Source organism: Escherichia sp. MOD1-EC5990, assembly GCF_002965285.1.
Classification (GTDB): domain Bacteria; phylum Pseudomonadota; class Gammaproteobacteria; order Enterobacterales; family Enterobacteriaceae; genus Escherichia; species Escherichia coli_F.
On the sequence record NZ_PTRV01000011.1, the window covers coordinates 42,178 to 65,365 of the forward strand.

18 protein-coding genes and 1 tRNA gene are annotated in these 23,188 nt (G+C 49.8%); 14 read left to right on the forward strand and 5 right to left on the reverse strand.

The window, feature by feature from the left end; all coding sequences use genetic code 11:
* Nucleotides 1-202: 202 nt before the first annotated feature.
* The 9 genes from BEB42_RS14540 (at nucleotide 203) to yejF (ending at nucleotide 11,848) form a co-directional block, all read left to right on the forward strand.
* Nucleotides 203-1,669, forward strand: a complete 1,467-nt coding sequence (locus tag BEB42_RS14540) for a mannitol dehydrogenase family protein (protein ID WP_001353091.1) — start codon at nucleotides 203-205, stop codon at nucleotides 1,667-1,669.
* Nucleotides 1,670-1,786: 117 nt separating this feature from the next.
* Nucleotides 1,787-2,773 carry a zinc-binding GTPase YeiR gene (yeiR, locus tag BEB42_RS14545; RefSeq protein WP_000198812.1) on the forward strand — a complete coding sequence of 329 codons (987 nt, stop codon included), beginning with the start codon at nucleotides 1,787-1,789 and terminating at the stop codon, nucleotides 2,771-2,773.
* 38 nt (nucleotides 2,774-2,811) lie between these two features.
* Nucleotides 2,812-3,525 carry a Kdo(2)-lipid A phosphotransferase gene (lpxT, locus tag BEB42_RS14550; RefSeq protein WP_001354773.1) on the forward strand — a complete coding sequence of 238 codons (714 nt, stop codon included), beginning with the start codon at nucleotides 2,812-2,814 and terminating at the stop codon, nucleotides 3,523-3,525.
* Nucleotides 3,526-3,937: 412 nt separating this feature from the next.
* Nucleotides 3,938-4,504 (forward strand): bifunctional murein DD-endopeptidase/murein LD-carboxypeptidase, encoded by a 567-nt coding sequence (gene mepS, locus BEB42_RS14555; RefSeq protein ID WP_000241011.1) that lies wholly within the window; start codon nucleotides 3,938-3,940, stop codon nucleotides 4,502-4,504.
* A 180-nt stretch (nucleotides 4,505-4,684) separates the two neighbouring features.
* On the forward strand, nucleotides 4,685-6,241 hold the full coding sequence (locus tag BEB42_RS14560; RefSeq protein WP_000470590.1) for a cyclic di-GMP phosphodiesterase: 1,557 nt from the start codon (nucleotides 4,685-4,687) through the stop codon (nucleotides 6,239-6,241).
* Between the two features lie 81 nt (nucleotides 6,242-6,322).
* Nucleotides 6,323-8,137, forward strand: coding sequence for an extracellular solute-binding protein (locus BEB42_RS14565; protein WP_001353089.1), 1,815 nt, complete (start codon nucleotides 6,323-6,325; stop codon nucleotides 8,135-8,137).
* Nucleotides 8,138-9,232, forward strand: coding sequence for a microcin C ABC transporter permease YejB (locus BEB42_RS14570; RefSeq protein ID WP_000501604.1), 1,095 nt, complete (start codon nucleotides 8,138-8,140; stop codon nucleotides 9,230-9,232). It begins immediately after the preceding gene.
* Nucleotides 9,232-10,257: an ABC transporter permease gene (locus BEB42_RS14575; protein WP_000088898.1), complete on the forward strand. Its 1,026-nt coding sequence runs from the start codon at nucleotides 9,232-9,234 to the stop codon at nucleotides 10,255-10,257. Before BEB42_RS14570 ends, BEB42_RS14575 begins: the two co-directional genes overlap by 1 nt.
* A gap of 1 nt (nucleotide 10,258) precedes the next feature.
* Nucleotides 10,259-11,848, forward strand: coding sequence for a microcin C ABC transporter ATP-binding protein YejF (yejF, locus tag BEB42_RS14580; RefSeq protein ID WP_000194933.1), 1,590 nt, complete (start codon nucleotides 10,259-10,261; stop codon nucleotides 11,846-11,848).
* A gap of 3 nt (nucleotides 11,849-11,851) precedes the next feature.
* On the opposite strand, the gene BEB42_RS14585 is transcribed toward yejF, so the two are convergent.
* The 3 genes from BEB42_RS14585 to rsuA all read right to left on the reverse strand — a co-directional run bounded on the left by BEB42_RS14585 (nucleotide 11,852) and on the right by rsuA (nucleotide 14,442).
* Nucleotides 11,852-12,196 (reverse strand): YejG family protein, encoded by a 345-nt coding sequence (locus BEB42_RS14585; RefSeq protein WP_000202798.1) that lies wholly within the window; start codon nucleotides 12,194-12,196, stop codon nucleotides 11,852-11,854.
* A gap of 332 nt (nucleotides 12,197-12,528) precedes the next feature.
* On the reverse strand, nucleotides 12,529-13,719 hold the full coding sequence (gene bcr, locus BEB42_RS14595) for a multidrug efflux MFS transporter Bcr (RefSeq protein ID WP_000213385.1): 1,191 nt from the start codon (nucleotides 13,717-13,719) through the stop codon (nucleotides 12,529-12,531).
* 27 nt (nucleotides 13,720-13,746) lie between these two features.
* A complete protein-coding gene (gene rsuA, locus BEB42_RS14600) occupies nucleotides 13,747-14,442 on the reverse strand; it encodes a 16S rRNA pseudouridine(516) synthase RsuA (protein WP_001353088.1) in 696 nt (231 codons plus the stop codon).
* 149 nt (nucleotides 14,443-14,591) lie between these two features.
* Between rsuA and BEB42_RS14610 the strand changes: the two genes are divergently transcribed.
* Together BEB42_RS14610 and rplY are read left to right on the forward strand one after the other, a co-directional pair.
* On the forward strand, nucleotides 14,592-16,352 hold the full coding sequence (locus tag BEB42_RS14610) for a DEAD/DEAH box helicase (protein WP_105267430.1): 1,761 nt from the start codon (nucleotides 14,592-14,594) through the stop codon (nucleotides 16,350-16,352).
* 124 nt (nucleotides 16,353-16,476) lie between these two features.
* Complete coding sequence (rplY, locus tag BEB42_RS14615; RefSeq protein ID WP_000494197.1) at nucleotides 16,477-16,761, forward strand: 50S ribosomal protein L25; 285 nt, start codon at nucleotides 16,477-16,479, stop codon at nucleotides 16,759-16,761.
* 140 nt (nucleotides 16,762-16,901) lie between these two features.
* Here rplY and yejK read toward each other — a convergent pair whose 3' ends face one another.
* Nucleotides 16,902-17,909 carry a nucleoid-associated protein YejK gene (gene yejK, locus BEB42_RS14620; RefSeq protein WP_000050789.1) on the reverse strand — a complete coding sequence of 336 codons (1,008 nt, stop codon included), beginning with the start codon at nucleotides 17,907-17,909 and terminating at the stop codon, nucleotides 16,902-16,904.
* 181 nt (nucleotides 17,910-18,090) lie between these two features.
* Here yejK and BEB42_RS14625 point away from each other — a divergent pair, with 181 nt between their 5' ends.
* From BEB42_RS14625 to BEB42_RS14635, 3 genes are all read left to right on the forward strand, one after another.
* The gene (locus tag BEB42_RS14625) at nucleotides 18,091-18,318 is read left to right on the forward strand and encodes a YejL family protein (protein ID WP_001135667.1); all 228 of its coding nucleotides are present in this window, start codon (nucleotides 18,091-18,093) and stop codon (nucleotides 18,316-18,318) included.
* Nucleotides 18,319-18,337: 19 nt separating this feature from the next.
* The gene (gene yejM, locus BEB42_RS14630; RefSeq protein WP_000256203.1) at nucleotides 18,338-20,098 is read left to right on the forward strand and encodes an LPS biosynthesis-modulating metalloenzyme YejM; all 1,761 of its coding nucleotides are present in this window, start codon (nucleotides 18,338-18,340) and stop codon (nucleotides 20,096-20,098) included.
* Between the two features lie 74 nt (nucleotides 20,099-20,172).
* Nucleotides 20,173-20,249: transfer RNA gene (locus tag BEB42_RS14635), tRNA-Pro, on the forward strand.
* A gap of 101 nt (nucleotides 20,250-20,350) precedes the next feature.
* Here BEB42_RS14635 and yejO read toward each other — a convergent pair.
* Nucleotides 20,351-22,945, reverse strand: a complete 2,595-nt coding sequence (yejO, locus tag BEB42_RS14640; RefSeq protein WP_000546506.1) for an autotransporter YejO — start codon at nucleotides 22,943-22,945, stop codon at nucleotides 20,351-20,353.
* Nucleotides 22,946-23,188: the final 243 nt, after the last annotated feature.

A 23,188-nucleotide genomic window follows, 5' to 3' on the forward strand; every position in this document is an offset into this window, starting at 1 on the left:
GGGATAGCTCAGACTGTCCCTTTTTTAATTTATTATACCAATCTTCTATTTTGCGCTTCCTGAACACCTTACGCCCGCAATATTCACTCGTTGATTGATCGCCCTCACACTTCATCGCATTAACAATCCAGACCAATTTCAATTGCTGTCATATAACTTTACACTGTCATTGTTAATTAATCGTTACTAAGACGTGACTCCTATGAATACAATCGCCTCCGCTACGCTCCCGCCTCAGGTACACGCTCCACGCTACGATCGCCAGCAGTTGCAATCACGTATCGTTCATTTTGGCTTCGGAGCCTTTCACCGCGCACATCAGGCGTTACTGACCGATCGTGTGCTGAATGCCCAGGGCGGCGACTGGGGGATCTGTGAGATCAGCTTGTTCAGCGGCGATCAACTGATGAGCCAGCTCCGCGCACAGAACCATTTATATACCGTGCTGGAGAAAGGTGCGGACGGCAATCAGGCGATAATTGTCGGTGCCGTTCACGAATGCCTGAATGCAAAACTGGATTCCTTAGCGGCAATTATTGAGAAATTTTGCGAGCCACAGGTGGCAATTGTTTCCCTGACGATTACCGAAAAAGGCTATTGTATTGACCCGGCCACCGGTGCACTCGACACCAGCAATCCGCGGATTATTCACGATCTTCAAAATCCTGAAGAACCTCACTCCGCTCCGGGTATTCTCGTCGAAGCACTGAAACGACGCCGTGAACGCGGCCTTGCACCGTTTACCGTACTCTCCTGCGACAATATTCCCGACAATGGCCATGTGGTGAAAAACGCGGTGCAGGGGATGGCGGAAAAACGTTCACCAGAACTCGCCGGGTGGATAAAAGAACACGTCAGTTTTCCGGGAACCATGGTCGACCGCATTGTTCCGGCAGCAACCGACGAGTCGCTGGCAGAAATTAGCCAGCATCTGGGCGTGAATGATCCCTGTGCAATTAGCTGCGAGCCGTTTATCCAGTGGGTAGTGGAAGATAACTTCGTTGCAGGGCGTCCAGCCTGGGAAGTCGCCGGTGTACAAATGGTGAATGATGTTCTGCCATGGGAAGAGATGAAACTGCGTATGCTTAATGGAAGCCACTCTTTTCTCGCTTATCTGGGTTACCTCTCAGGATTCGCCCACATCAGCGATTGCATGCAGGATCGCGCATTTCGCCATGCCGCCAGAGCATTAATGCTGGATGAGCAAGCGCCGACACTGCGAATTAAAGATGTCGATTTAACACAATATGCAGATAAGTTAATTGCACGTTTTGCTAACCCGGCGCTGAAACATAAGACCTGGCAAATCGCAATGGATGGTAGCCAGAAATTACCGCAACGTATGCTGGCAGGTATTCGCATACATCTGGCGCGCGAAACGGACTGGTCGTTGCTGGCATTAGGCGTTGCAGGCTGGATGCGTTACGTCAGCGGCGTTGATGATGCCGGAAATGCCATTGATGTTCGCGATCCGCTTAGCGATAAAATTTGCGAACTTGTTGCGGGCAGTAGCAGTGAACAACGCGTAACCGCCCTGCTTTCTCTGCGTGAAGTTTTCGGTGATGATCTGCCAGATAACCCGCATTTTGTGCAGGCTATCGAACAAGCCTGGCAACAAATCGTACAATTCGGCGCGCATCAGGCGCTATTAAACACCCTCAAAATTTAACGATTTCTGCGGTTAAAGCGGATGAAGCTCGCCTTCGTCCGCTCTCCCCTTCTCTTTTCTGCCTTTTTTAGCCAGGATTAACGCTCAGTTAACTTTTAAGAGTATTGCGGAGCCGTTGTGACCAGGACCAACCTCATCACCGGTTTTCTCGGCAGCGGGAAAACTACGTCGATTCTTCATCTGTTAGCCCATAAAGATCCCAACGAAAAATGGGCGGTACTGGTTAATGAATTTGGGGAAGTCGGAATTGATGGTGCTTTGCTCGCCGATAGCGGCGCATTGTTGAAAGAGATCCCCGGCGGCTGTATGTGCTGCGTTAATGGTTTACCCATGCAGGTAGGGTTGAATACCTTACTGCGTCAGGGAAAACCAGACCGCTTGTTGATAGAGCCGACCGGGCTGGGCCATCCGAAACAGATCCTCGATCTCTTAACCGCGCCCGTGTATGAACCGTGGATAGATCTGCGCGCCACGTTGTGCATTCTCGATCCACGCCTGCTGCTGGACGAAAAAAGCGCCAGCAATGAAAACTTCCGTGACCAGCTGGCTGCCGCAGACATTATTGTCGCCAATAAATCCGACCGTGCGACGCCCGAAAGTGAGCAAGCGCTACAGCGCTGGTGGCAGCAAAATGGTGGCGATCGGCAATTAATTCACAGCGAGCATGGGAAAATTGACGGTCATCTTCTGGATTTGCCACGACGCAATTTAGCCGAGTTGCCCGCCAGCGCGGCGCATTCTCATCAGCATAGCGTGAAAAAAGGGTTAGCAGCGTTAAGCCTGCCAGAGCATCAACGCTGGCGTCGCAGTCTGAACAGTGGACAAGGGCATCAGGCCTGTGGCTGGATATTCGACGCTGATACGGTATTCGACACCATTGGCATTCTGGAATGGGCGCGACTTGCACCGGTGGAACGCGTCAAAGGCGTGATGCGTATTCCCGAAGGGCTGGTGCGAATCAACCGTCAGGGCGATGACCTGCACATTGAAACGCAAAACGTTGCTCCACCGGACAGTCGTATTGAGCTGATTTCCAGCAGCGAAGCTGACTGGAATGCTTTGCAGAGCGCGCTGTTGAAGCTTCGTTTAGCGACTACCGCGTAAGGTTGCCTGCGTTTTTCAGTAAGATAATTAGAGAAAATATGATTAAAAATTTGCCGCAAATAGTGTTGTTGAATATTGTCGGCCTCGCGCTGTTTCTTTCCTGGTATATTCCCGTTAATCATGGATTCTGGTTGCCGATTGATGCGGATATTTTTTATTTTTTTAATCAGAAACTGGTCGAAAGTAAGGCCTTTTTGTGGCTGGTTGCATTGACCAATAATCGTGCCTTCGACGGTTGTTCACTGCTGGCAATGGGAATGTTGATGCTGAGTTTCTGGCTGAAAGAAAACGCCCCAGGCCGACGACGTATCGTGATTATTGGCCTCGTCATGCTATTAACTGCAGTGGTCTTAAACCAACTGGGACAGGCATTAATTCCTGTAAAACGGGCCAGCCCAACATTAACTTTTGCCAATATTAACCGCGTCAGCGAACTGCTCCCTATCCCCACGAAAGATGCCTCACGAGACAGCTTTCCCGGCGATCACGGCATGATGCTGCTTATTTTTTCGGCATTCATGTGGCGTTATTTCGGCAAAGTCGCAGGCCTTATCGCCCTTATTATTTTTGTGGTTTTTGCATTTCCCAGAGTAATGATTGGTGCACACTGGTTTACTGACATCATTGTTGGTTCGATGACCGTGATATTGATTGGTTTGCCCTGGATGTTGCTGACGCCATTAAGTGATCGATTAATCACCTTTTTTGACAAATCACTACCGGGAAAAAACAAACATTTCCAAAACAAATAACTCACGGTAATTAACATCATCAGGTTTATTTTTATAGTAAGGATATTCCTGATGATGTGCGCCTTTGCTTTCTTTCATCGAACACAAAAATCATTCCCTAAGTAAATGAATGGATTGTATGCGTTTCACTCAATCGTACTTTAATTGACCAATCCCGCTTATTAACTTTCTGTATCACTTTTTCTTATAAAAAATCATGTAAAACCACTCGCCAAGACCGCACCAATCGGGTAATCTCGAACTCGTTTTGCCTCGGCGGTAGATTATCCTCACAGCATATAATTTTGTGCGTTAGTCCACAGATTTGGCCTTAAGGAATTGTTTCAACATGCCCAGGTAATTAGTCTCGTGTCGCTTGGCATTTTTTTATAACGATATTTGTCGTTAAGGACTTCAAGGGAAAACAAACAACATGGTCAAATCTCAACCGATTTTGAGATATATCTTGCGCGGGATCCCCGCGATTGCAGTAGCGGTTCTGCTTTCTGCATGTAGTGCAAATAACACCGCAAAGAATATGCATCCTGAGACACGTGCAGTGGGTAGTGAAACATCATCACTGCAAGCTTCTCAGGATGAATTTGAAAACCTGGTTCGTAATGTCGACGTAAAATCGCGAATTATGGATCAGTATGCTGACTGGAAAGGCGTACGCTATCGTCTGGGCGGCAGCACTAAAAAAGGTATCGATTGTTCTGGTTTCGTACAGCGTACATTCCGTGAGCAATTTGGCTTAGAACTTCCGCGTTCGACTTACGAACAGCAGGAAATGGGTAAATCTGTTTCCCGCAGTAATTTGCGTACGGGTGATTTAGTTCTGTTCCGCGCCGGTTCAACGGGACGCCATGTCGGTATTTATATCGGCAACAATCAGTTTGTCCATGCTTCCACCAGCAGTGGTGTTATTATTTCCAGCATGAATGAACCGTACTGGAAGAAGCGTTACAACGAAGCACGCCGGGTTCTCAGCCGCAGCTAATAAACCGTTTGGATGCAATCCCTTGGCTATCCTGACGAGTTAACTGAAAGCACTGCTTAGGCAGTGCTTTTTTGTTTTCATTCATCAGAGAAAATGATGTTTCCGCGTCTTGATCCAGGCTATAGTCCGGTCATTGTTATCTTTTAAATGTTGTCGTAATTTCAGGAAATTAACGGAATCATGTTCATACGCGCTCCCAATTCTGGACGTAAGCTCCTGCTTACCTGCATTGTTGCAGGCGTGATGATTGCGATACTGGTGAGCTGCCTTCAGTTTTTAGTGGCCTGGCATAAGCACGAAGTCAAATACGACACACTGATTACCGACGTACAAAAGTATCTCGATACCTATTTTGCCGACCTGAAATCCACTACTGACCGGCTCCAGCCGCTGACCTTAGATACTTGTCAGCAAGCTAACCCCGAACTGACCGCCCGTGCGGCGTTTAGTATGAATGTCCGTACGTTTGTGCTGGTGAAAGATAAAAAGACATTCTGTTCATCTGCGACTGGTGAGATGGACATTCCACTCAATGAATTGATTCCGGCGCTCGACATTAATAAAAACGTCGATATGGCGATCTTACCCGGCACGCCGATGGTGCCGAACAAACCCGCAATCGTCATCTGGTATCGCAACCCTTTGCTGAAAAATAGCGGCGTGTTTGCCGCTCTGAATCTCAACCTGACGCCTTCTCTCTTTTATAGTTCACGGCAGGAAGATTACGATGGCGTCGCCCTCATTATTGGCAATACTGCGCTATCTACCTTTTCGTCACGTTTGATGAATGTTAATGAATTAACCGACATGCCGGTCCGTGAAACTAAAATTGCGGGCATTCCTCTGACCGTTCGGCTTTATGCGGATGACTGGACATGGAACGATGTGTGGTATGCATTTTTACTGGGCGGCATGAGTGGAACAATGGTTGGACTTCTCTGCTATTACCTGATGAGCGTGCGTATGCGACCGGGCAGAGAAATCATGACCGCCATCAAGCGCGAACAATTTTACGTGGTATATCAACCGGTGGTTGATACACAAGCTTTGCGGGTAACAGGCCTGGAAGTACTACTACGCTGGCGGCATCCTGTAGCGGGAGAAATTCCCCCGGATGCCTTCATCAACTTTGCCGAATCGCAAAAGATGATTGTGCCGCTGACTCAGCACCTGTTTGAGTTAATTGCCCGCGATGCCGCAGAATTAGAAAAAGTACTGCCGGTAGGCGTCAAATTTGGCATTAACATTGCGCCGGACCATCTGCATAGCGAAAGCTTTAAAGCTGATATCCAGAAACTGCTCACTTGCCTGCCCGCACATCATTTCCAGATTGTGCTGGAAATTACCGAGCGCGATATGTTGAAAGAGCAAGAAGCCACGCAACTCTTCGCCTGGCTGCATTCAGTCGGCGTTGAAATTGCTATTGATGACTTTGGCACCGGGCACAGCGCGCTTATCTATCTTGAGCGTTTTACGCTCGATTATCTGAAAATTGATCGTGGATTTATCAACGCCATCGGTACGGAAACGATCACTTCACCCGTACTTGACGCGGTGCTGACGCTGGCGAAACGTCTCAATATGCTGACGGTTGCTGAAGGGGTTGAAACGCCGGAACAGGCGCGATGGCTAAGCGAACGCGGCGTTAATTTCATGCAAGGCTACTGGATCAGTCGCCCATTACCGCTGGACGATTTTGTCCGCTGGCTGAAGAAACCGTATACGCCGCAGTGGTAAGGCGTGCTTACGTCCCTTATTATTCATAGTGAAAGCATGCCGGTTTGCGGCTAATGATGAGTAAAAGGAAATCTGTTGCAGATGATTGTGCGCATACTGCTGCTGTTTATCGCTCTGTTCACCTTTGGTGCGCAGGCGCAGGCTATCAAGGAAAGCTATGCCTTTGCGGTACTGGGCGAACCCCGGTACGCGTTTAATTTCAACCATTTTGATTATGTGAACCCCGCCGCGCCAAAAGGTGGGCAGATAACGTTGTCAGCCCTCGGCACCTTCGATAATTTCAACCGCTATGCACTGCGCGGCAACCCAGGCGCACGCACCGAGCAGCTGTACGACACGCTATTTACTACTTCCGATGACGAGCCAGGTAGTTATTATCCGCTGATTGCCGAAAGTGCGCGCTATGCTGACGATTATTCCTGGGTGGAGGTCGCAATTAATCCGCGCGCCCGTTTTCATGATGGTTCCCCCATTACTGCCCGCGATGTAGAGTTTACTTTTCAAAAATTTATGACCGAAGGCGTGCCGCAATTTCGTCTGGTCTACAAAGGCACCACCGTCAAAGCCATTGCACCATTAACCGTGCGTATTGAGTTAGCGAAACCCGGCAAAGAAGATATGCTGAGCCTGTTTTCGCTGCCGGTATTTCCAGAAAAGTACTGGAAGAATCACAAACTTAGCGATCCGATCGCCACGCCTCCGCTTGCCAGTGGTCCGTACCGAATTACGTCCTGGAAAATGGGGCAAAATATTGTCTATTCCCGCGTGAAAGATTACTGGGCAGCAAACTTACCGGTAAACCGTGGACGCTGGAATTTCGACACCATTCGCTACGATTACTACCTCGATGATAATGTCGCCTTTGAAGCGTTTAAAGCCGGTGCATTTGATTTGCGTATGGAAAACGACGCCAAAAACTGGGCCACGCGCTATACCGGTAAAAATTTCGATAAGAAATACATCATCAAAGATGAGCAAAAGAACGAATCAGCCCAGGATACGCGCTGGCTGGCGTTTAATATCCAACGTCCGGTATTCAGCGATCGCCGGGTCCGGGAAGCGATCACTCTCGCCTTTGACTTTGAATGGATGAACAAGGCGTTGTTTTACAATGCCTGGAGTCGCACGAACAGTTATTTTCAGAATACCGAATACGCAGCCAGAAATTACCCCGACGCCGCGGAGCTGGTGCTTCTGGCACCAATGAAAAAAGATCTTCCGCCAGAAGTCTTCACACAAATCTACCAGCCGCCGGTATCGAAAGGCGATGGCTACGATCGTGACAACCTGTTAAAAGCCGACAAACTTCTCAATGAAGCGGGCTGGGTGCTAAAGGGTCAGCAACGCGTTAATGCCACAACGGGTCAGCCTCTCAGCTTTGAATTATTGCTTCCCGCAAGCAGCAATAGTCAGTGGGTATTACCGTTCCAGCACAGCCTGCAACGGCTGGGTATCAACATGGACATTCGCAAGGTGGATAACTCGCAAATCACCAACCGCATGCGCAGTCGCGACTATGACATGATGCCGCGCGTATGGCGGGCGATGCCGTGGCCCAGTTCCGATTTACAGATTTCCTGGTCATCGGAATATATCAACTCCACTTATAATGCCCCCGGCGTGCAAAGTCCGGTTATCGACTCGCTGATCAACCAAATTATTGCCGCGCAGGGAAATAAAGAAAAATTACTGCCGTTGGGGCGAGCACTGGATCGCGTATTAACGTGGAATTATTACATGCTGCCAATGTGGTATATGGCGGAAGACCGTCTCGCCTGGTGGGATAAATTCTCTCAACCCGCAGTGCGCCCTGTTTACAGCCTGGGTATCGATACCTGGTGGTATGACGTTAATAAAGCGACGAAACTGCCGTCAGCCAGACAACAGGGAGAGTAGATGGGCGCTTATCTGATTCGCCGTCTGTTGCTGGTGATCCCAACGTTATGGGCGATTATCACTATCAACTTTTTCATCGTGCAAATTGCGCCTGGCGGTCCGGTCGACCAGGCCATCGCCGCCATTGAGTTTGGTAATGCCGGAGTATTACCCGGCGCTGGCGGTGAAGGTGTTCGTGCCAGCCATGCACAAACGGGCGTCGGCAATATCAGCGACAGTAATTACCGTGGCGGACGCGGATTAGATCCAGAAGTGATCGCCGAGATCACTCATCGCTACGGTTTTGATAAGCCGATCCACGAACGTTACTTCAAAATGCTCTGGGACTACATCCGCTTTGATTTTGGCGATAGCCTGTTTCGCAGCGCCTCGGTGCTGACGCTGATTAAAGACAGTCTGCCGGTTTCCATCACCCTCGGATTGTGGAGCACGCTGATTATCTATCTGGTGTCGATTCCGCTGGGTATTCGCAAAGCTGTTTATAATGGTAGCCGCTTTGACGTCTGGAGTAGCGCATTTATCATCATCGGCTACGCCATTCCGGCCTTTTTGTTTGCCATCCTGCTGATTGTCTTCTTCGCGGGCGGCAGCTATTTCGACCTGTTCCCTCTGCGCGGCCTGGTTTCCGCTAACTTTGATTCGCTGCCGTGGTATCAGAAAATCACCGATTATCTGTGGCATATCACGCTGCCGGTGCTGGCGACGGTGATTGGCGGCTTTGCGGCGCTGACCATGCTGACAAAAAACTCATTCCTTGATGAAGTGCGCAAGCAATACGTGGTGACCGCCCGTGCGAAAGGGGTAAGTGAAAAAAATATTCTCTGGAAACATGTGTTCCGCAACGCCATGCTGCTGGTGATTGCCGGTTTTCCGGCGACGTTTATCAGCATGTTTTTTACCGGCTCGCTGCTGATTGAGGTGATGTTTTCACTCAATGGTCTTGGCTTACTGGGCTACGAAGCGACCGTCTCGCGCGATTATCCTGTAATGTTTGGTACCTTGTATATTTTCACCCTGATTGGCCTGCTGCTGAATATTGTCAGTGATATCAGCTATACGCTGGTCGATCCGCGTATAGATTTTGAGGGACGTTAATGTCGCGACTCAGCCCCGTCAATCAGGCCCGTTGGGCGCGTTTTCGTCATAACCGTCGCGGCTACTGGTCGTTATGGATTTTCCTCGTCTTATTTGGTTTGAGTTTGTGTTCTGAACTTATCGCCAACGATAAACCGTTGCTGGTACGTTATGACGGCAGTTGGTATTTCCCGTTGTTGAAAAACTACAGCGAAAGCGATTTTGGCGGCCCGCTGGCAAGCCAGGCTGATTATCAGGACCCGTGGCTGAAACAGCGGTTGGAAGATAAAGGCTGGGTACTGTGGGCACCGATTCGCTTTGGTGCTACCAGTATCAACTTTGCTACCGATAAGCCCTTCCCTTCTCCACCCTCCCGGCAAAACTGGCTGGGAACGGATGCCAATGGCGGCGATGTGCTGGCGCGCATTCTCTATGGCACGCGGATCTCAGTTCTGTTTGGCCTGATGCTGACCCTCTGCTCCAGCGTGATGGGCGTGTTGGCGGGGGCGCTACAAGGCTATTATGGCGGTAAAATCGATCTCTGGGGGCAACGTTTTATTGAAGTATGGTCGGGGATGCCGACGCTGTTTTTGATTATTTTACTTTCCAGCGTCGTACAGCCTAACTTCTGGTGGCTGTTGGCAATTACCGTCTTGTTTGGCTGGATGAGTCTGGTCGGCGTGGTGCGGGCGGAGTTTTTACGTACCCGTAATTTCGACTACATCCGTGCGGCGCAGGCGCTTGGCGTCAGCGATCGCAGTATCATCCTGCGTCATATGTTGCCAAATGCCATGGTCGCTACCCTCACCTTTTTACCGTTTATTTTATGTAGTTCGATCACCACCCTGACCTCACTCGATTTCCTCGGCTTCGGTCTGCCGCTCGGTTCACCGTCACTCGGCGAACTGCTGTTACAAGGGAAAAATAACCTTCAGGCCCCGTGGCTTGGGATCACCGCCTTCTTGTCGGTGGCGATATTGTTGTCTTTGCTGATCTTTATTGGTGAAGCCGTCCGCGACGCATTTGATCCTAATAAGGCGGTGTAGCATGACGCAAACTCTGTTAGCGATTGAAAATTTGTCGGTGGGTTTTCGCCATCAGCAAACCGTACGCACAGTAGTCAATGATGTTTCACTACAGATTGAGGCTGGCGAAACGCTGGCGCTGGTGGGTGAGTCTGGTTCAGGTAAGAGCGTTACCGCGCTGTCAATTTTACGCCTGCTCCCTTCCCCGCCGGTTGAATATCTCTCCGGCGATATTCGTTTTCATGGCGAATCGCTGCTTCATGCCAGCGATCAAACGTTACGCGGTGTACGCGGTAATAAGGTTGCCATGATTTTTCAGGAACCGATGGTGTCGTTAAATCCATTGCATACCCTGGAAAAACAGCTTTATGAAGTGCTTTCACTCCACCGCGGAATGCGTCGGGAAGCGGCTCGTGGCGAAATTCTTAACTGCCTTGATCGCGTCGGTATCCGCCAGGCGGCAAAACGGCTGACAGATTATCCGCATCAGCTCTCCGGCGGCGAACGCCAGCGGGTGATGATTGCGATGGCGCTGTTAACGCGACCGGAATTATTAATTGCCGATGAACCGACCACCGCGCTGGACGTCTCTGTTCAGGCGCAGATTTTACAGCTGTTGCGCGAACTGCAAGGCGAGCTGAATATGGGCATGCTGTTTATTACTCATAACCTCAGTATTGTCAGAAAACTGGCTCACCGCGTGGCGGTAATGCAAAACGGTCGCTGTGTCGAGCAAAATAACGCTGCTACGCTATTTGCCTCACCCACTCATCCTTACACACAAAAGCTACTCAACAGTGAACCATCAGGCGACCCGGTCCCATTGCCAGAACCTGCCTCAACGTTGCTAGATGTTGAACAGCTTCAGGTTGCCTTCCCCATTCGCAAAGGGATTTTGAAGCGCATTGTGGATCATAATGTGGTGGTGAAAAACATCAGTTTTACGCTACGGGCGGGTGAAACACTGGGTTTAGTGGGCGAGTCCGGTTCCGGGAAAAGCACGACGGGACTGGCGCTGCTGCGACTGATTAACTCTCAGGGCAGCATCATTTTTGACGGTCAGCCATTGCAAAATTTAAACCGCCGTCAGCTATTACCTATTCGCCATCGCATTCAGGTGGTATTTCAGGATCCTAACTCCTCGCTCAACCCACGACTCAACGTTTTGCAAATTATCGAGGAAGGTTTACGGGTTCACCAGCCGATGCTTTCTGCCGTGCAACGCGAACAACAAGTGATAGCCGTGATGCATGAAGTGGGATTAGATCCTGAAACACGCCACCGTTATCCGGCGGAGTTCTCTGGTGGTCAGCGGCAACGTATTGCGATTGCCAGGGCGTTAATTCTTAAGCCCTCGCTGATCATTCTTGATGAGCCGACATCATCGCTCGACAAAACGGTACAGGCGCAAATATTGACGCTATTGAAATCATTACAACGAAAGCATCAATTGGCCTATTTGTTTATCAGTCACGATTTGCACGTTGTCCGCGCGTTATGTCATCAGGTTATCGTACTACGACAAGGGGAAGTAGTGGAACAAGGACCGTGCGCGCGCGTGTTTGCCGCACCGCAGCAGGAGTATACGCGTCAGCTACTGGCGTTGAGCTGACGCTTAAAAAGGATTGTAGTTTGAGAAGGGTTCGGCAATTGCCACACCAAAATTTTTCAATCGGCATGTTGCAGCAAACTCGTCCTGGCGATTTACAAACAGGCACGGCTCACCTTCACACTCCAGTACCGAGCATGGAACTTCGATGTCGCTTAACGCCTGGCTTAGTTTGTACATCACCGACCATGCATTATCACCATCCGGGCTAAGCAATTTAAGCGCCACCAGGCTGTTGTCACCGCACGGTCCATTTTGCGGAATCGGTTCAACCTTCGAACCTGCGAAACCAGCAGACCAGCGATAGTTCTGCGGCAGTCGATGGACGATTGAGAGTTGTAATGAAGTCACTTATTTTCCCCGGAAGCACATTTACTTCACAATTTGTTTACATCAATTTTAACACATCATCAACAATCCGTCTTTATACAGATCGTAAAGATTGATGCCTCGCCAGCGTGGCCTCTATGGCTCTGATTTAAATAATATCTGCGGGCGTGGTCACGTTTGCGGGGCTATATGTACCCGTTTCTGCGATCTAACTCAACCTTTTTAACTACAATGATGTGACTTTTTACATAAATTGATTTTACATAAAATAAACATATATCGGGAGAATGATGGATTTGTGGTTGACATGCATCAACAAAGGAAGCCTTTTAGCTTCCTCGTTGTGCAATAGATCACCGTTTTTTCGGCCGACTGGCGTACAGACAGAAGAGAATGGAGCTGGTTGCGCAGAATGCAATTGACCAAATCATCGGCCATGCAGAGTTAAAGGTCGCAAGAGAAAGCAATGCGCCAACAATTGCCCCTATACCAAAACGGAAGGTGCCTGCCAGCGAAGATGCCGTTCCCGCCATATGGGGAAACTCATCAAGAATGACCGCCATCGCATTAGATGACACCATCGACACGCAGCCCACAAACGCCGCAACGCCAACTACCAGCGACCAGAATCCCAGCCCCAGCAGCGCACTGATGACCATCCACGCCGCCATAATAAACTGTATCCACAACCCCGAGCGGAACATATTTAACGCGCCAATACGGCGGACGAAGCGACTGTTAAAGATGGTCATCACGAACAGGAAAACAATGTTTAGCGCAAAGTAATAACCAAAGTTTTCCGGCGCGACGTGGTTAATTTCAATGTAGACAAACGGTCCGGCGCTCAGGAACGAGAACATTCCGGCAAAGCTGAAACCGCTGGCCAGCATATAACTCAGGACACGCTTATGACGAAACAGCGCCGCAAAGTTACCAATAGTGGTACGAATGTGAAAAGGCTGGCGACGCTCCGGTGGTAAGGTTTCTTTGATCAGAAAGAAGATCATTGCCGAAGCCAGAATCGCCGCTACGGCGAGGATCCAGAAGATGTAATGCCAGCTCAGCCACACCAGCACCCAGCCGCCAACTATCGGTGCCATCAGCGGTGCAATGGTCGTCACCAGCATGACAAACGACATCATCCGTGAGAACTCTTCCTTCGGGTAGATATCACGCATTAAAGCGTTGATAACCACGCTGGCCGCAGCCGCAGCCAGACCGTGGAAGAAACGCATCACAATCAGCTGATCGATGGTTTGTGCCAACGCACACGCCACCGCGGCGGCGGCAAACACCAGCGTACCGCCAAGAACCACCGGCTTACGCCCGAAACTATCTGCCATCGGCCCGTAGATTAACTGCCCCAACGCAAAGCCCAGAATATAAGTACTGAGGGTCATCTGCGTACTGCCCGCAGGTACGCCAAATTGCGCTGAAATTACCGGTAGCGCGGGCAGATACATATCAATCGACAGCGGCATCAACATGGCCAGCAGGCCAAGGATAAAAACAATAGCAAACGACGAATGCTGTCGGGTGGTCACAACGGGCTCCTGAAAGTCATTAAAAAGTTAGACGACGCTGGCAATTTCTTCTTCAGTTAACGGACGATATTCACCGGGGGCTAAATCAGCATCCAGCGTAATGCCGCCAATACGTTCACGATGCAGCTCAACCACGTGGTTACCCACGGCGGCGAACATGCGTTTCACCTGATGATAACGCCCTTCGCTGATGGTCAGACGAACCTGCGTTGGGGTAATCACTTCCAGCATCGCCGGCTTAGTGAGATCTTTTTCGTTATGCAGCTGCACGCCTTTAGCAAATTGCTCTGCCGTATCGTCAGCTACGGGTGATTCCAGCGTCACCAGATAGGTCTTCTCGCAATGATGGCGCGGTGAAGTAATGCGATGCGACCACTGTCCATCATCAGTCATCAGCACCAGACCGGTGGTATCGATATCCAGACGCCCTGCGGCGTGCAGTTTCCACGCTACCGGTTCATCCAGAAAATAGAGCACCGTTGGGTGATCCGGGTCGTCCGTGGAGCAAACATAGCCCTGAGGCTTATTGAGCATGAAGTAACGTGGACCGTGTTGCTGCGCCAGCGGGTTGCCATCGTAAGCGACATCATGTTCAGGGAGCAGTTTGAACGCTGCATTACGGACGATTTCGCCATCGACGGTGACACGATTGCCGCGGATTTCACGCCCGGCAATAGCACGGCTAACGCCGAGTTGCTGTGCGATAAATTTATCAAGTCGCATGTGTGTGATTTTGCCTGTAAAAAACGGAGGTCGGGTAATGACCCGAAAATCTGAACTGTTGTCTGCCCAGTATAGCGGTCTAATAACTTCCCTCAAGGGAAAAAGATCCGTGGCATACTATTAGCAGAATAATCTACCTACGCGAGACCATGATTTTTACACTCCGTCCATATCAGCAAGAGGCCGTGGATGCCACGCTCAACCATTTTCGTCGTCATAAAACCCCTGCCGTTATCGTGCTGCCCACCGGTGCCGGTAAAAGCCTGGTGATAGCGGAACTGGCGCGGCTGGCGCGTGGTCGCGTGCTGGTGCTGGCACACGTTAAAGAGCTGGTGGCGCAAAACCATGCAAAATATCAGGCGCTGGGACTGGAAGCCGATATCTTTGCCGCTGGGCTAAAGCGTAAAGAGAGCCACGGTAAAGTAGTATTTGGCAGCGTGCAATCGGTCGCCCGTAACCTTGATGCCTTTCAGGGTGAATTTTCACTGTTGATTGTCGATGAATGCCATCGTATTGGTGACGATGAAGAGAGCCAGTATCAGCAAATCCTCACTCACCTGACAAAAGTGAATCCCCGCTTACGCCTGTTAGGGCTGACTGCCACGCCTTTTCGGTTGGGCAAAGGCTGGATTTATCAGTTTCATTATCACGGCATGGTACGCGGCGATGAGAAAGCCCTTTTCCGCGACTGTATTTATGAGCTGCCGCTGCGTTATATGATTAAACACGGCTATCTGACGCCGCCAGAACGACTGGATATGCCAGTAGTGCAATACGATTTCAGCCGATTGCAGGCACAGAGTAACGGGCTGTTCAGCGAAGCCGATCTCAACCGTGAGCTGAAAAAACAGCAACGTATTACCCCGCACATCATCAGCCAGATTATGGAGTTCGCCGCAACGCGCAAAGGGGTGATGATTTTCGCTGCGACAGTCGAACACGCAAAAGAGATTGTCGGCTTGCTGCCCGCTGAGGATGCAGCACTTATTACCGGCGACACGCCCGGCGCTGAACGCGATGTATTAATTGAAGATTTTAAAGCCCAGCGTTTTCGCTATCTGGTCAACGTCGCGGTACTGACCACCGGATTTGACGCCCCGCACGTCGATCTTATTGCTATTCTGCGCCCTACCGAATCGGTGAGTCTTTACCAACAAATTGTCGGGCGCGGTCTGCGTCTGGCTCCAGGCAAGACTGATTGCTTAATTCTTGATTATGCGGGTAATCCTCACGATCTCTACGCGCCGGAGGTCGGTACACCGAAAGGCAAAAGTGACAACGTTCCGGTACAGGTTTTCTGCCCTGCCTGCGGTTTTGCCAACACCTTTTGGGGGAAAACGACCGCTGATGGGACATTGATTGAACACTTTGGTCGTCGTTGTCAGGGATGGTTTGATGATGACGACGGTCATCGAGAACAGTGTGACTTCCGTTTCCGTTTTAAAAATTGCCCGCAATGTAACGCAGAAAATGATATTGCCGCCCGCCGCTGCCGCGAATGTGACACCATACTGGTTGATCCAGACGACATGTTAAAAGCGGCGCTACGACTGAAAGACGCGCTGGTATTACGCTGTAGCGGCATGTCTTTGCAACATGGGCACGACGAGAAAGGCGAATGGTTGAAAATCACCTATTACGATGAAGACGGCGCGGATGTGAGTGAGCGTTTCCGTCTGCAAACACCTGCCCAGCGTACCGCCTTCGAGCAGCTTTTTATCCGCCCGCATACGCGCACACCGGGCATCCCTCTGCGCTGGATCACCGCTGCCGATATCCTCGCCCAACAAGCGTTGCTGCGCCATCCGGATTTCGTCGTCGCACGAATGAAAGGCCAGTACTGGCAAGTGCGTGAAACAGTGTTTGATTACGAAGGTCGTTTTCGTCGGGCGCACGAATTACGCGGTTAATGGTAGTTTTAATTGATGTGCAAGGCGATTGAGTATAGAATCTCGCCCGCTTTTGCATACGCAAAGCAGATCATTTGCCTGTTGCTGGGTCGCCTGTAGCAGGATTAATTTAAGAGAGAAAGAAATGTTTACTATCAACGCAGAAGTACGTAACGAGCAGGGTAAGGGTGCGAGCCGCCGCCTGCGTACCGCTAACAAATTCCCGGCAATCATCTACGGTGGCAACGAAGCGCCGCTGGCTGTTGCTCTGGATCACGACAAAGTCATGAACATGCAAGTTAAAGCTGAATTCTACAGCGAAGTTCTGACCATCGTTGTTGACGGTAAAGAAATCAAAGTTAAAGCTCAGGACGTACAGCGCCACCCGTACAAACCTAAGCTGCTGCACATCGACTTCGTTCGCGCTTAATCGCTGAATAAGTTGTAAAAAAAACCCCGCTCCGGCGGGGTTTTTTGTATCTGCAAATTATGCCTGATTACGGTATTGCTATTTTTTGTAGGCCAGATAAGGCGTTCACGCCGCATCTGGCATTCATAACACCAAACCGATTAATTGCCGCCAGACGTCCGGCGCTGCAATTGATCGCGCAAGTTCGGCGGCGTGCCTTTAATGGTCAGGGTATCGGTCGCCGGGTCCCAGAAAATGCGCTCACCTAACAGCATCGCATCAAAGTTAATGGTCAAGCCACCACCGCTACCGGCAAACTTCGTCAACTGACGCAACGTGCTACGGTCTGCCGGGAAGCTCTCTTCAAGTTCGTAGCCTTTTTCAGCCGCAAACTCCGTGAAGCTCACTTCGCTGACGCCTGCCAGCTCTTTCGACAGCGATTCCAGTTCAATCTCTTCACCTGCCTGCAGCTGCTCATTACAGTAGCTATAAACCTGCTGGCGCACGTTCTGTCGCTCTGCTTTATCCAGTTGTGCTTCGGCAGTGAAATCATCGACCGCTTGCAACAGCCCACGGTTTTGCGCTTTCGCGTTTAACCCTTCGCTGGCACCGAGGAAATCCATAAAGAAATCCGCCACTTTGCGCCCTACTCGCCCTTTCAGGAAAGTGAGATAGCGGGTCGACTCTGGATTGGTTTCCCACTCGGTTAAATCGATACGCGCAACAATATCCGCATGATTGATATCAAGATAATGGGTTGGGTTGATGTCGAGATTTTCGTTAACACGCATACTGCTCAGGTTGCTCAGAACTGCCACCAGCAGATACTCCACCGCCAGATAGCGATAGTGGCAAAACAGCACGAATCCACCGTCAGCAAAAGGATATTTCGCTAATTCGTCACGCAGGCGACCGGTTGCCGCGCGGCTAAATGCCAGAAAGTCCTCTTCGCCCTGACGCTGTAAGCGCAGCGTCTGCGCCAGTTCACTCTCTTCGCTGAACAAGCCGTATGCTTTATTTTTGGCGCTATAGACCCGATGCAGTTCTGCCACCATCTCAACGACGGTTTCCGTCGGTTCCAGCAATGAATCGCGCAACACCAGCTCAAGGTTCTGCTCATCACGCTTGATAAGCTGGTGCAGAGCAATCTGGTTGATATCCAGACTCATGATAAACTCTCCTTTAAGACCGGGCGGTATTCAACCACCGCCGGTAAAGCGACGCAATAAAAGATGGCGGTCATTTTACAGAAGGTGGCGTAACGAGAATGATTTAACGCATAAAAAAGCAGAAAAAAAACCGTTGCTACGGTAATATGTTGCCCTTTCATCAACTAACTGATTTCGATTTATGCCACAAATTTCCCGCTACAGTGATGAACAGGTTGAACAATTGCTCGCAGAGCTGCTCAACGTACTGGAAAAACATAAGGCTCCGACCGACCTTTCCCTGATGGTGTTAGGCAACATGGTCACTAACCTTATCAACACCAGCATTGCCCCGGCCCAACGCCAGGCAATTGCCAACTCTTTTGCCCGCGCCTTACAGTCCTCTATCAACGAAGACAAAGCGCACTAAGGGAAACAGATAACAGGTTATGGTAACTCATCGTCAGCGCTACCGTGAAAAAGTCTCCCAGATGGTCAGTTGGGGGCACTGGTTTGCACTGTTCAATATTCTGCTTTCGCTCGTCATTGGCAGCCGTTACCTGTTTATCGCCGACTGGCCGACAACGCTTGCTGGTCGCATTTATTCCTACGTAAGCATTATCGGCCATTTCAGCTTCCTGGTGTTCGCCACCTACTTGCTGATCCTCTTCCCGCTGACCTTTATCGTCGGCTCTCAGAGGCTGATGAGGTTTTTGTCCGTCATTTTAGCAACGGCGGGAATGACGCTATTACTGATCGATAGCGAAGTCTTTACTCGTTTCCATCTCCATCTTAATCCCATCGTCTGGCAGTTGGTTATCAACCCAGACGAAAATGAGATGGCGCGCGACTGGCAGCTGATGTTCATTAGCGTGCCGGTTATTTTATTGCTTGAACTGGTGTTTGCGACGTGGAGCTGGCAAAAGCTACGCAGCCTGACGCGTCGTCGGCGCTTCGCGCGCCCACTGGCCGCATTCTTATTTATCGCTTTTATTGCCTCGCATGTGGTGTATATCTGGGCCGATGCCAACTTCTATCGCCCGATCACCATGCAGCGCGCTAACCTGCCGCTTTCGTACCCGATGACGGCGCGACGTTTTCTTGAGAAGCATGGTCTGCTTGATGCGCAGGAGTATCAACGCCGTCTTATTGAGCAAGGCAATCCAGACGCCGTTTCCGTTCAGTATCCGTTAAGCGAACTGCGCTATCGCGATATGGGCACCGGGCAGAATGTGCTGTTGATTACTGTCGATGGCCTGAACTACTCACGCTTCGAGAAGCAGATGCCTGCGCTGGCAGGTTTTGCTGAGCAAAATATTTCGTTCACGCGCCATATGAGCTCCGGCAACACTACAGACAACGGCATCTTTGGCCTGTTCTATGGCATCTCGCCAAGCTATATGGACGGCATTCTGTCGACCCGTACGCCTGCGGCGTTAATTACTGCGCTTAATCAGCAAGGCTATCAGCTGGGGTTATTCTCGTCAGATGGCTTTACCAGCCCGCTGTATCGCCAGGCATTGTTGTCAGATTTCTCGATGCCGAGCGTACGTACCCAATCCGACGAGCAGACCGCCACGCAGTGGATCAACTGGCTGGGCCGCTACGCACAAGAAGATAACCGCTGGTTCTCGTGGGTCTCTTTCAATGGCACTAACATTGACGACAGCAATCAGCAGGCATTTGCACGGAAATATAGCCGGGCGGCAGGCAATGTCGATGACCAGATCAACCGCGTGCTCAATGCACTGCGTGATTCTGGCAAACTGGACAATACGGTGGTGATTATCACTGCCGGCCGGGGTATTCCGCTGAGCGAAGAGGAAGAAACCTTTGACTGGTCCCACGGTCATCTGCAGGTACCATTAGTGATTCACTGGCCCGGCACACCGGCGCAGCGTATTAATGCGCTGACTGATCATACCGATCTGATGACGACGCTGATGCAACGCCTGCTACATGTCAGCACACCTGCCAGCGAATATTCGCAAGGTCAGGATTTGTTCAACCCTCAACGCCGTCATTACTGGGTTACCGCTGCGGATAACGATACGCTGGCAATTACCACCCCGAAAAAGACGCTGGTGCTGAACAATAACGGTAAATACCGTACTTACAACTTACGTGGTGAAAGAGTGAAAGATGAAAAACCACAGTTAAGTTTGTTATTGCAGGTGCTGACAGACGAGAAGCGTTTTATCGCTAACTGATTAATTATAAATCAGTTAGCGAAATATCTTACTTGCATTCGTTGTGGAAAACGGTAGTATTAGCAGCCACGAGTCGGCACGTAGCGCAGCCTGGTAGCGCACCGTCATGGGGTGTCGGGGGTCGGAGGTTCAAATCCTCTCGTGCCGACCAAAAATCCCAAGAAAACCAACCTATTGCGGTTGGTTTTTTTATATCTGCGATTAATTTGATAAACAGACCGCGACACATTACGACCTGTTTATTTTCTGTTATCAGAACGTCCAGACCACACCCGCCTGGGTATTCCACGGTGATTCTACCCCCGCGCCATTGCCATAGCTGACTGACAAATGACCGCTTAACGTCGGGGTAAACGATGACCTTATCCCAGCCTGATAAACGCCACGGGTTCCAGCCACGTCATTATTAAATTTGCCGTCGTCATTAACTTTCACTTGGTTAGAATCGGCGTATTCCTGACGCACGGCGGCTTTCAGCCAGGGTTCCAGCGTCGTACCGTTTTGCAGGTCCATGTGATAGCTTACCGCCGTTCCCGCTTCAGCGCGTAATATGCGGGTATTTCCCACATCCGCACGCATACCATTTGATAACGTATAGTCCTGACCATCAGTGGTAAAGCCGGTAAAGGACAGATAAGGCCTTACATTCCACAGCCCCTCCCCCCAACGGAACCCGCTCTCGACATGAGCACCCGCGCCGTTACTATTGTAATCGCCAAACGCTGTTGCCCCATTACTCATCTTGCCATGGATGGTGTTGGCAAAACGGTCAACTTTCACCACCCCGTCAACATAGGTACCGTTTTGATGCTCCCAACCGGCATAAGCACCCAGAGTATAGCTATCGATATTACCTTTACCGCCGCGATCAAAACCAATATCAGAATGAGAGTAACCAAAGAATAAGCCACGAATTGTGCTGCTTTCTTCACGGGAGAAACGGCTATCGATACCGAGCGTCAGCCCCGTCAATGTTTGCTCAAAGCCAGCTCCCGCATCAGTGGTTACGTTGTTGCGGGTGTTAATTGCCGAACTCCACATCGCCGTATCGTAATTAACGCCTTTTACGCTACCAAGACGCTCACGTACGGTATCCAGTTCTGCATCAAATACCAGCGGTTGTGCTGCCGCCATATTCAACACATCAGTGGTTGAAGGAGTTATTTGCGTGCGATTCTCTGCCAGACTCCAGCTATGGTTGCCATTATCCAGCAAGGTATATTCATACGTACCGATATCAACAACGCCTCCGGCATTGCCCAAGGTAAATGCAGCATCACCGCCGCCCGTTGTTACCAGTGTAAGGCTATCACCTGCTGCCGGGCTGGCCCCCGTGTCCGTCACAAATATTTTGAAATCACCTGTTGCCTGACCGGTCACGTTGAGCTGATCGCTCTGATGATTAGCCATATCGGTACGCATATAAAAATTGCCGTTTCCCGATAGGGTATTAGTGGTCAACGTAGTGAAATTTTCCGCACTTGCCGTCACGGTTGAGCGAGTTGCTGGCTCAGCCATCATAACGACAGTTCCGTCTGACATCACCAGGTTTGCTAAATTGAGATGGGTGTTTTGGTTTATATTATTGATATCGGCAATAATAGCCCAAAAACTCTCTTCGATAGAAACATCTGCTTTACTGGTATCCACTGCGCCATGCGTTCTTAAAGATGCACCATCAGAAACCACCACGTCACCTAAAAATGTAGCCGGTGTATAAAAATTTAATTCCAGCGCCATTGCATCAATAATGCCCTCATTTCCTCTGACTGTTACGTTAACCATTGTGCCAGTCCAGACATTAGCGCGACCATTATCGATAACCATATTTTCAGATATGGCATTTGAGGAATATTTTATGCTTCCATTCTGCACTGACCGACCAAGATCATAAACTGCATGTGCCTGCACTCTCGTACCAGTATCTCTTCCCAACGATTGCATGGTTGCATGCTCATCAAGGATAGTGTCAATTGCCTGAGTGCCCTCCATAACAATTAGCCCGGAACCATCATCCAGTTCATAATTTTTAGACACGCCATCTTTTATGCTAAATTGGCCTTTACTGTTTGTACCACTCACTTCCAGCGCATTCGTTGAAACAATTAATTTTCCGCCTGCTTTTTTGTCAACGCCAGTTGCAGTCCCGCCATCCATAACCTCCAGTAAACCACCACTATCCACAGTGGTATTATAAGCGAAGTCATTCTCTTCAACCCGCAAACTTCCGCCGTTTTCCAACAGCATATTGTTAGCAACCCCATCTTTGATATCAAACTGACCGAGACGGTTTGTTCCGAATACCTCCATGGCCCGCGTGGTTGTTTTGATTGCACCGCCTGCTTTTTGATCTACCGCAAATGCCAATCCGCCATCTTTAATCTCCAGTAGTCCTCCCTTTTCGATAACGGCGAAGATGGCAATGCCTTCGGTTTCAACGATTAAGCGCCCGCCTTTAATCGTGGGATCATTCGCTGCGCCATAAACCTGTAACACACCATTATTGAGGGTAGTTTGGTTTGCTGCACCACCCAATTGAACAATTTGATAACCATCATTTAATACTGAGTATTCTGCTGAGCCATATGCTTCAATGTACTGATACCCTCCGTTGATTTCAGCATTATTACTTACACCACATTCTTTTATATGCTGTTCTCCGCTGGGAGTGATTTTCGTATTATTTGCGGTCCCATAAACCAGCTGGATATCTTTTTCCAGGACAACACCATCAACAGTCGTTCCATACTCAACAGTTGATGCCAATGCTATGGGAGAATATAACGCTGTAGCCACCAGAACAGATATTGCGGAACGACAAAGAGAAACAGAACCAGAGTGATGCATTAATCTTTCATCCTATGAAATTAATTGCTGTAAAAGCATTGGGTACTGAAAATACCCATAGCGCCATACCCGGAGTCAGTTTTTAAAAACTGTTTAAAGAAATGCACATGTATTGTGATTGATTTTTTAGTTGTTTTTCTTGATGGGAAGTTGATGCAAAATTCCGTCTTTATAATGAAAATGATGCCAAAGCAAAAGACAAGGTTGTAGTTTTCACTACATGTCCATACATAAAATGGGGTA

Excerpts from the sequence above, each read along its gene's own strand:
- BEB42_RS14575 (WP_000088898.1), top strand. The coding sequence starts at position 9,232 with ATGTCGCGACTCAGCCCCGTCAATCAGGCCCGTTGGGCGCGTTTTCGT.
- lpxT (WP_001354773.1), top strand. The coding sequence starts at position 2,812 with ATGATTAAAAATTTGCCGCAAATAGTGTTGTTGAATATTGTCGGCCTC.
- BEB42_RS14540 (WP_001353091.1), top strand. The coding sequence starts at position 203 with ATGAATACAATCGCCTCCGCTACGCTCCCGCCTCAGGTACACGCTCCA.
- BEB42_RS14560 (WP_000470590.1), top strand. The coding sequence starts at position 4,685 with ATGTTCATACGCGCTCCCAATTCTGGACGTAAGCTCCTGCTTACCTGC.
- BEB42_RS14610 (WP_105267430.1), top strand. The coding sequence starts at position 14,592 with ATGATTTTTACACTCCGTCCATATCAGCAAGAGGCCGTGGATGCCACG.
- yejK (WP_000050789.1), bottom strand. The coding sequence starts at position 17,909 with ATGAGTCTGGATATCAACCAGATTGCTCTGCACCAGCTTATCAAGCGT.
- BEB42_RS14625 (WP_001135667.1), top strand. The coding sequence starts at position 18,091 with ATGCCACAAATTTCCCGCTACAGTGATGAACAGGTTGAACAATTGCTC.
- yejM (WP_000256203.1), top strand. The coding sequence starts at position 18,338 with ATGGTAACTCATCGTCAGCGCTACCGTGAAAAAGTCTCCCAGATGGTC.
- yejO (WP_000546506.1), bottom strand. The coding sequence starts at position 22,945 with ATGCATCACTCTGGTTCTGTTTCTCTTTGTCGTTCCGCAATATCTGTT.
- mepS (WP_000241011.1), top strand. The coding sequence starts at position 3,938 with ATGGTCAAATCTCAACCGATTTTGAGATATATCTTGCGCGGGATCCCC.
- yejF (WP_000194933.1), top strand. The coding sequence starts at position 10,259 with ATGACGCAAACTCTGTTAGCGATTGAAAATTTGTCGGTGGGTTTTCGC.
- BEB42_RS14570 (WP_000501604.1), top strand. The coding sequence starts at position 8,138 with ATGGGCGCTTATCTGATTCGCCGTCTGTTGCTGGTGATCCCAACGTTA.
- BEB42_RS14565 (WP_001353089.1), top strand. The coding sequence starts at position 6,323 with ATGATTGTGCGCATACTGCTGCTGTTTATCGCTCTGTTCACCTTTGGT.
- rsuA (WP_001353088.1), bottom strand. The coding sequence starts at position 14,442 with ATGCGACTTGATAAATTTATCGCACAGCAACTCGGCGTTAGCCGTGCT.
- rplY (WP_000494197.1), top strand. The coding sequence starts at position 16,477 with ATGTTTACTATCAACGCAGAAGTACGTAACGAGCAGGGTAAGGGTGCG.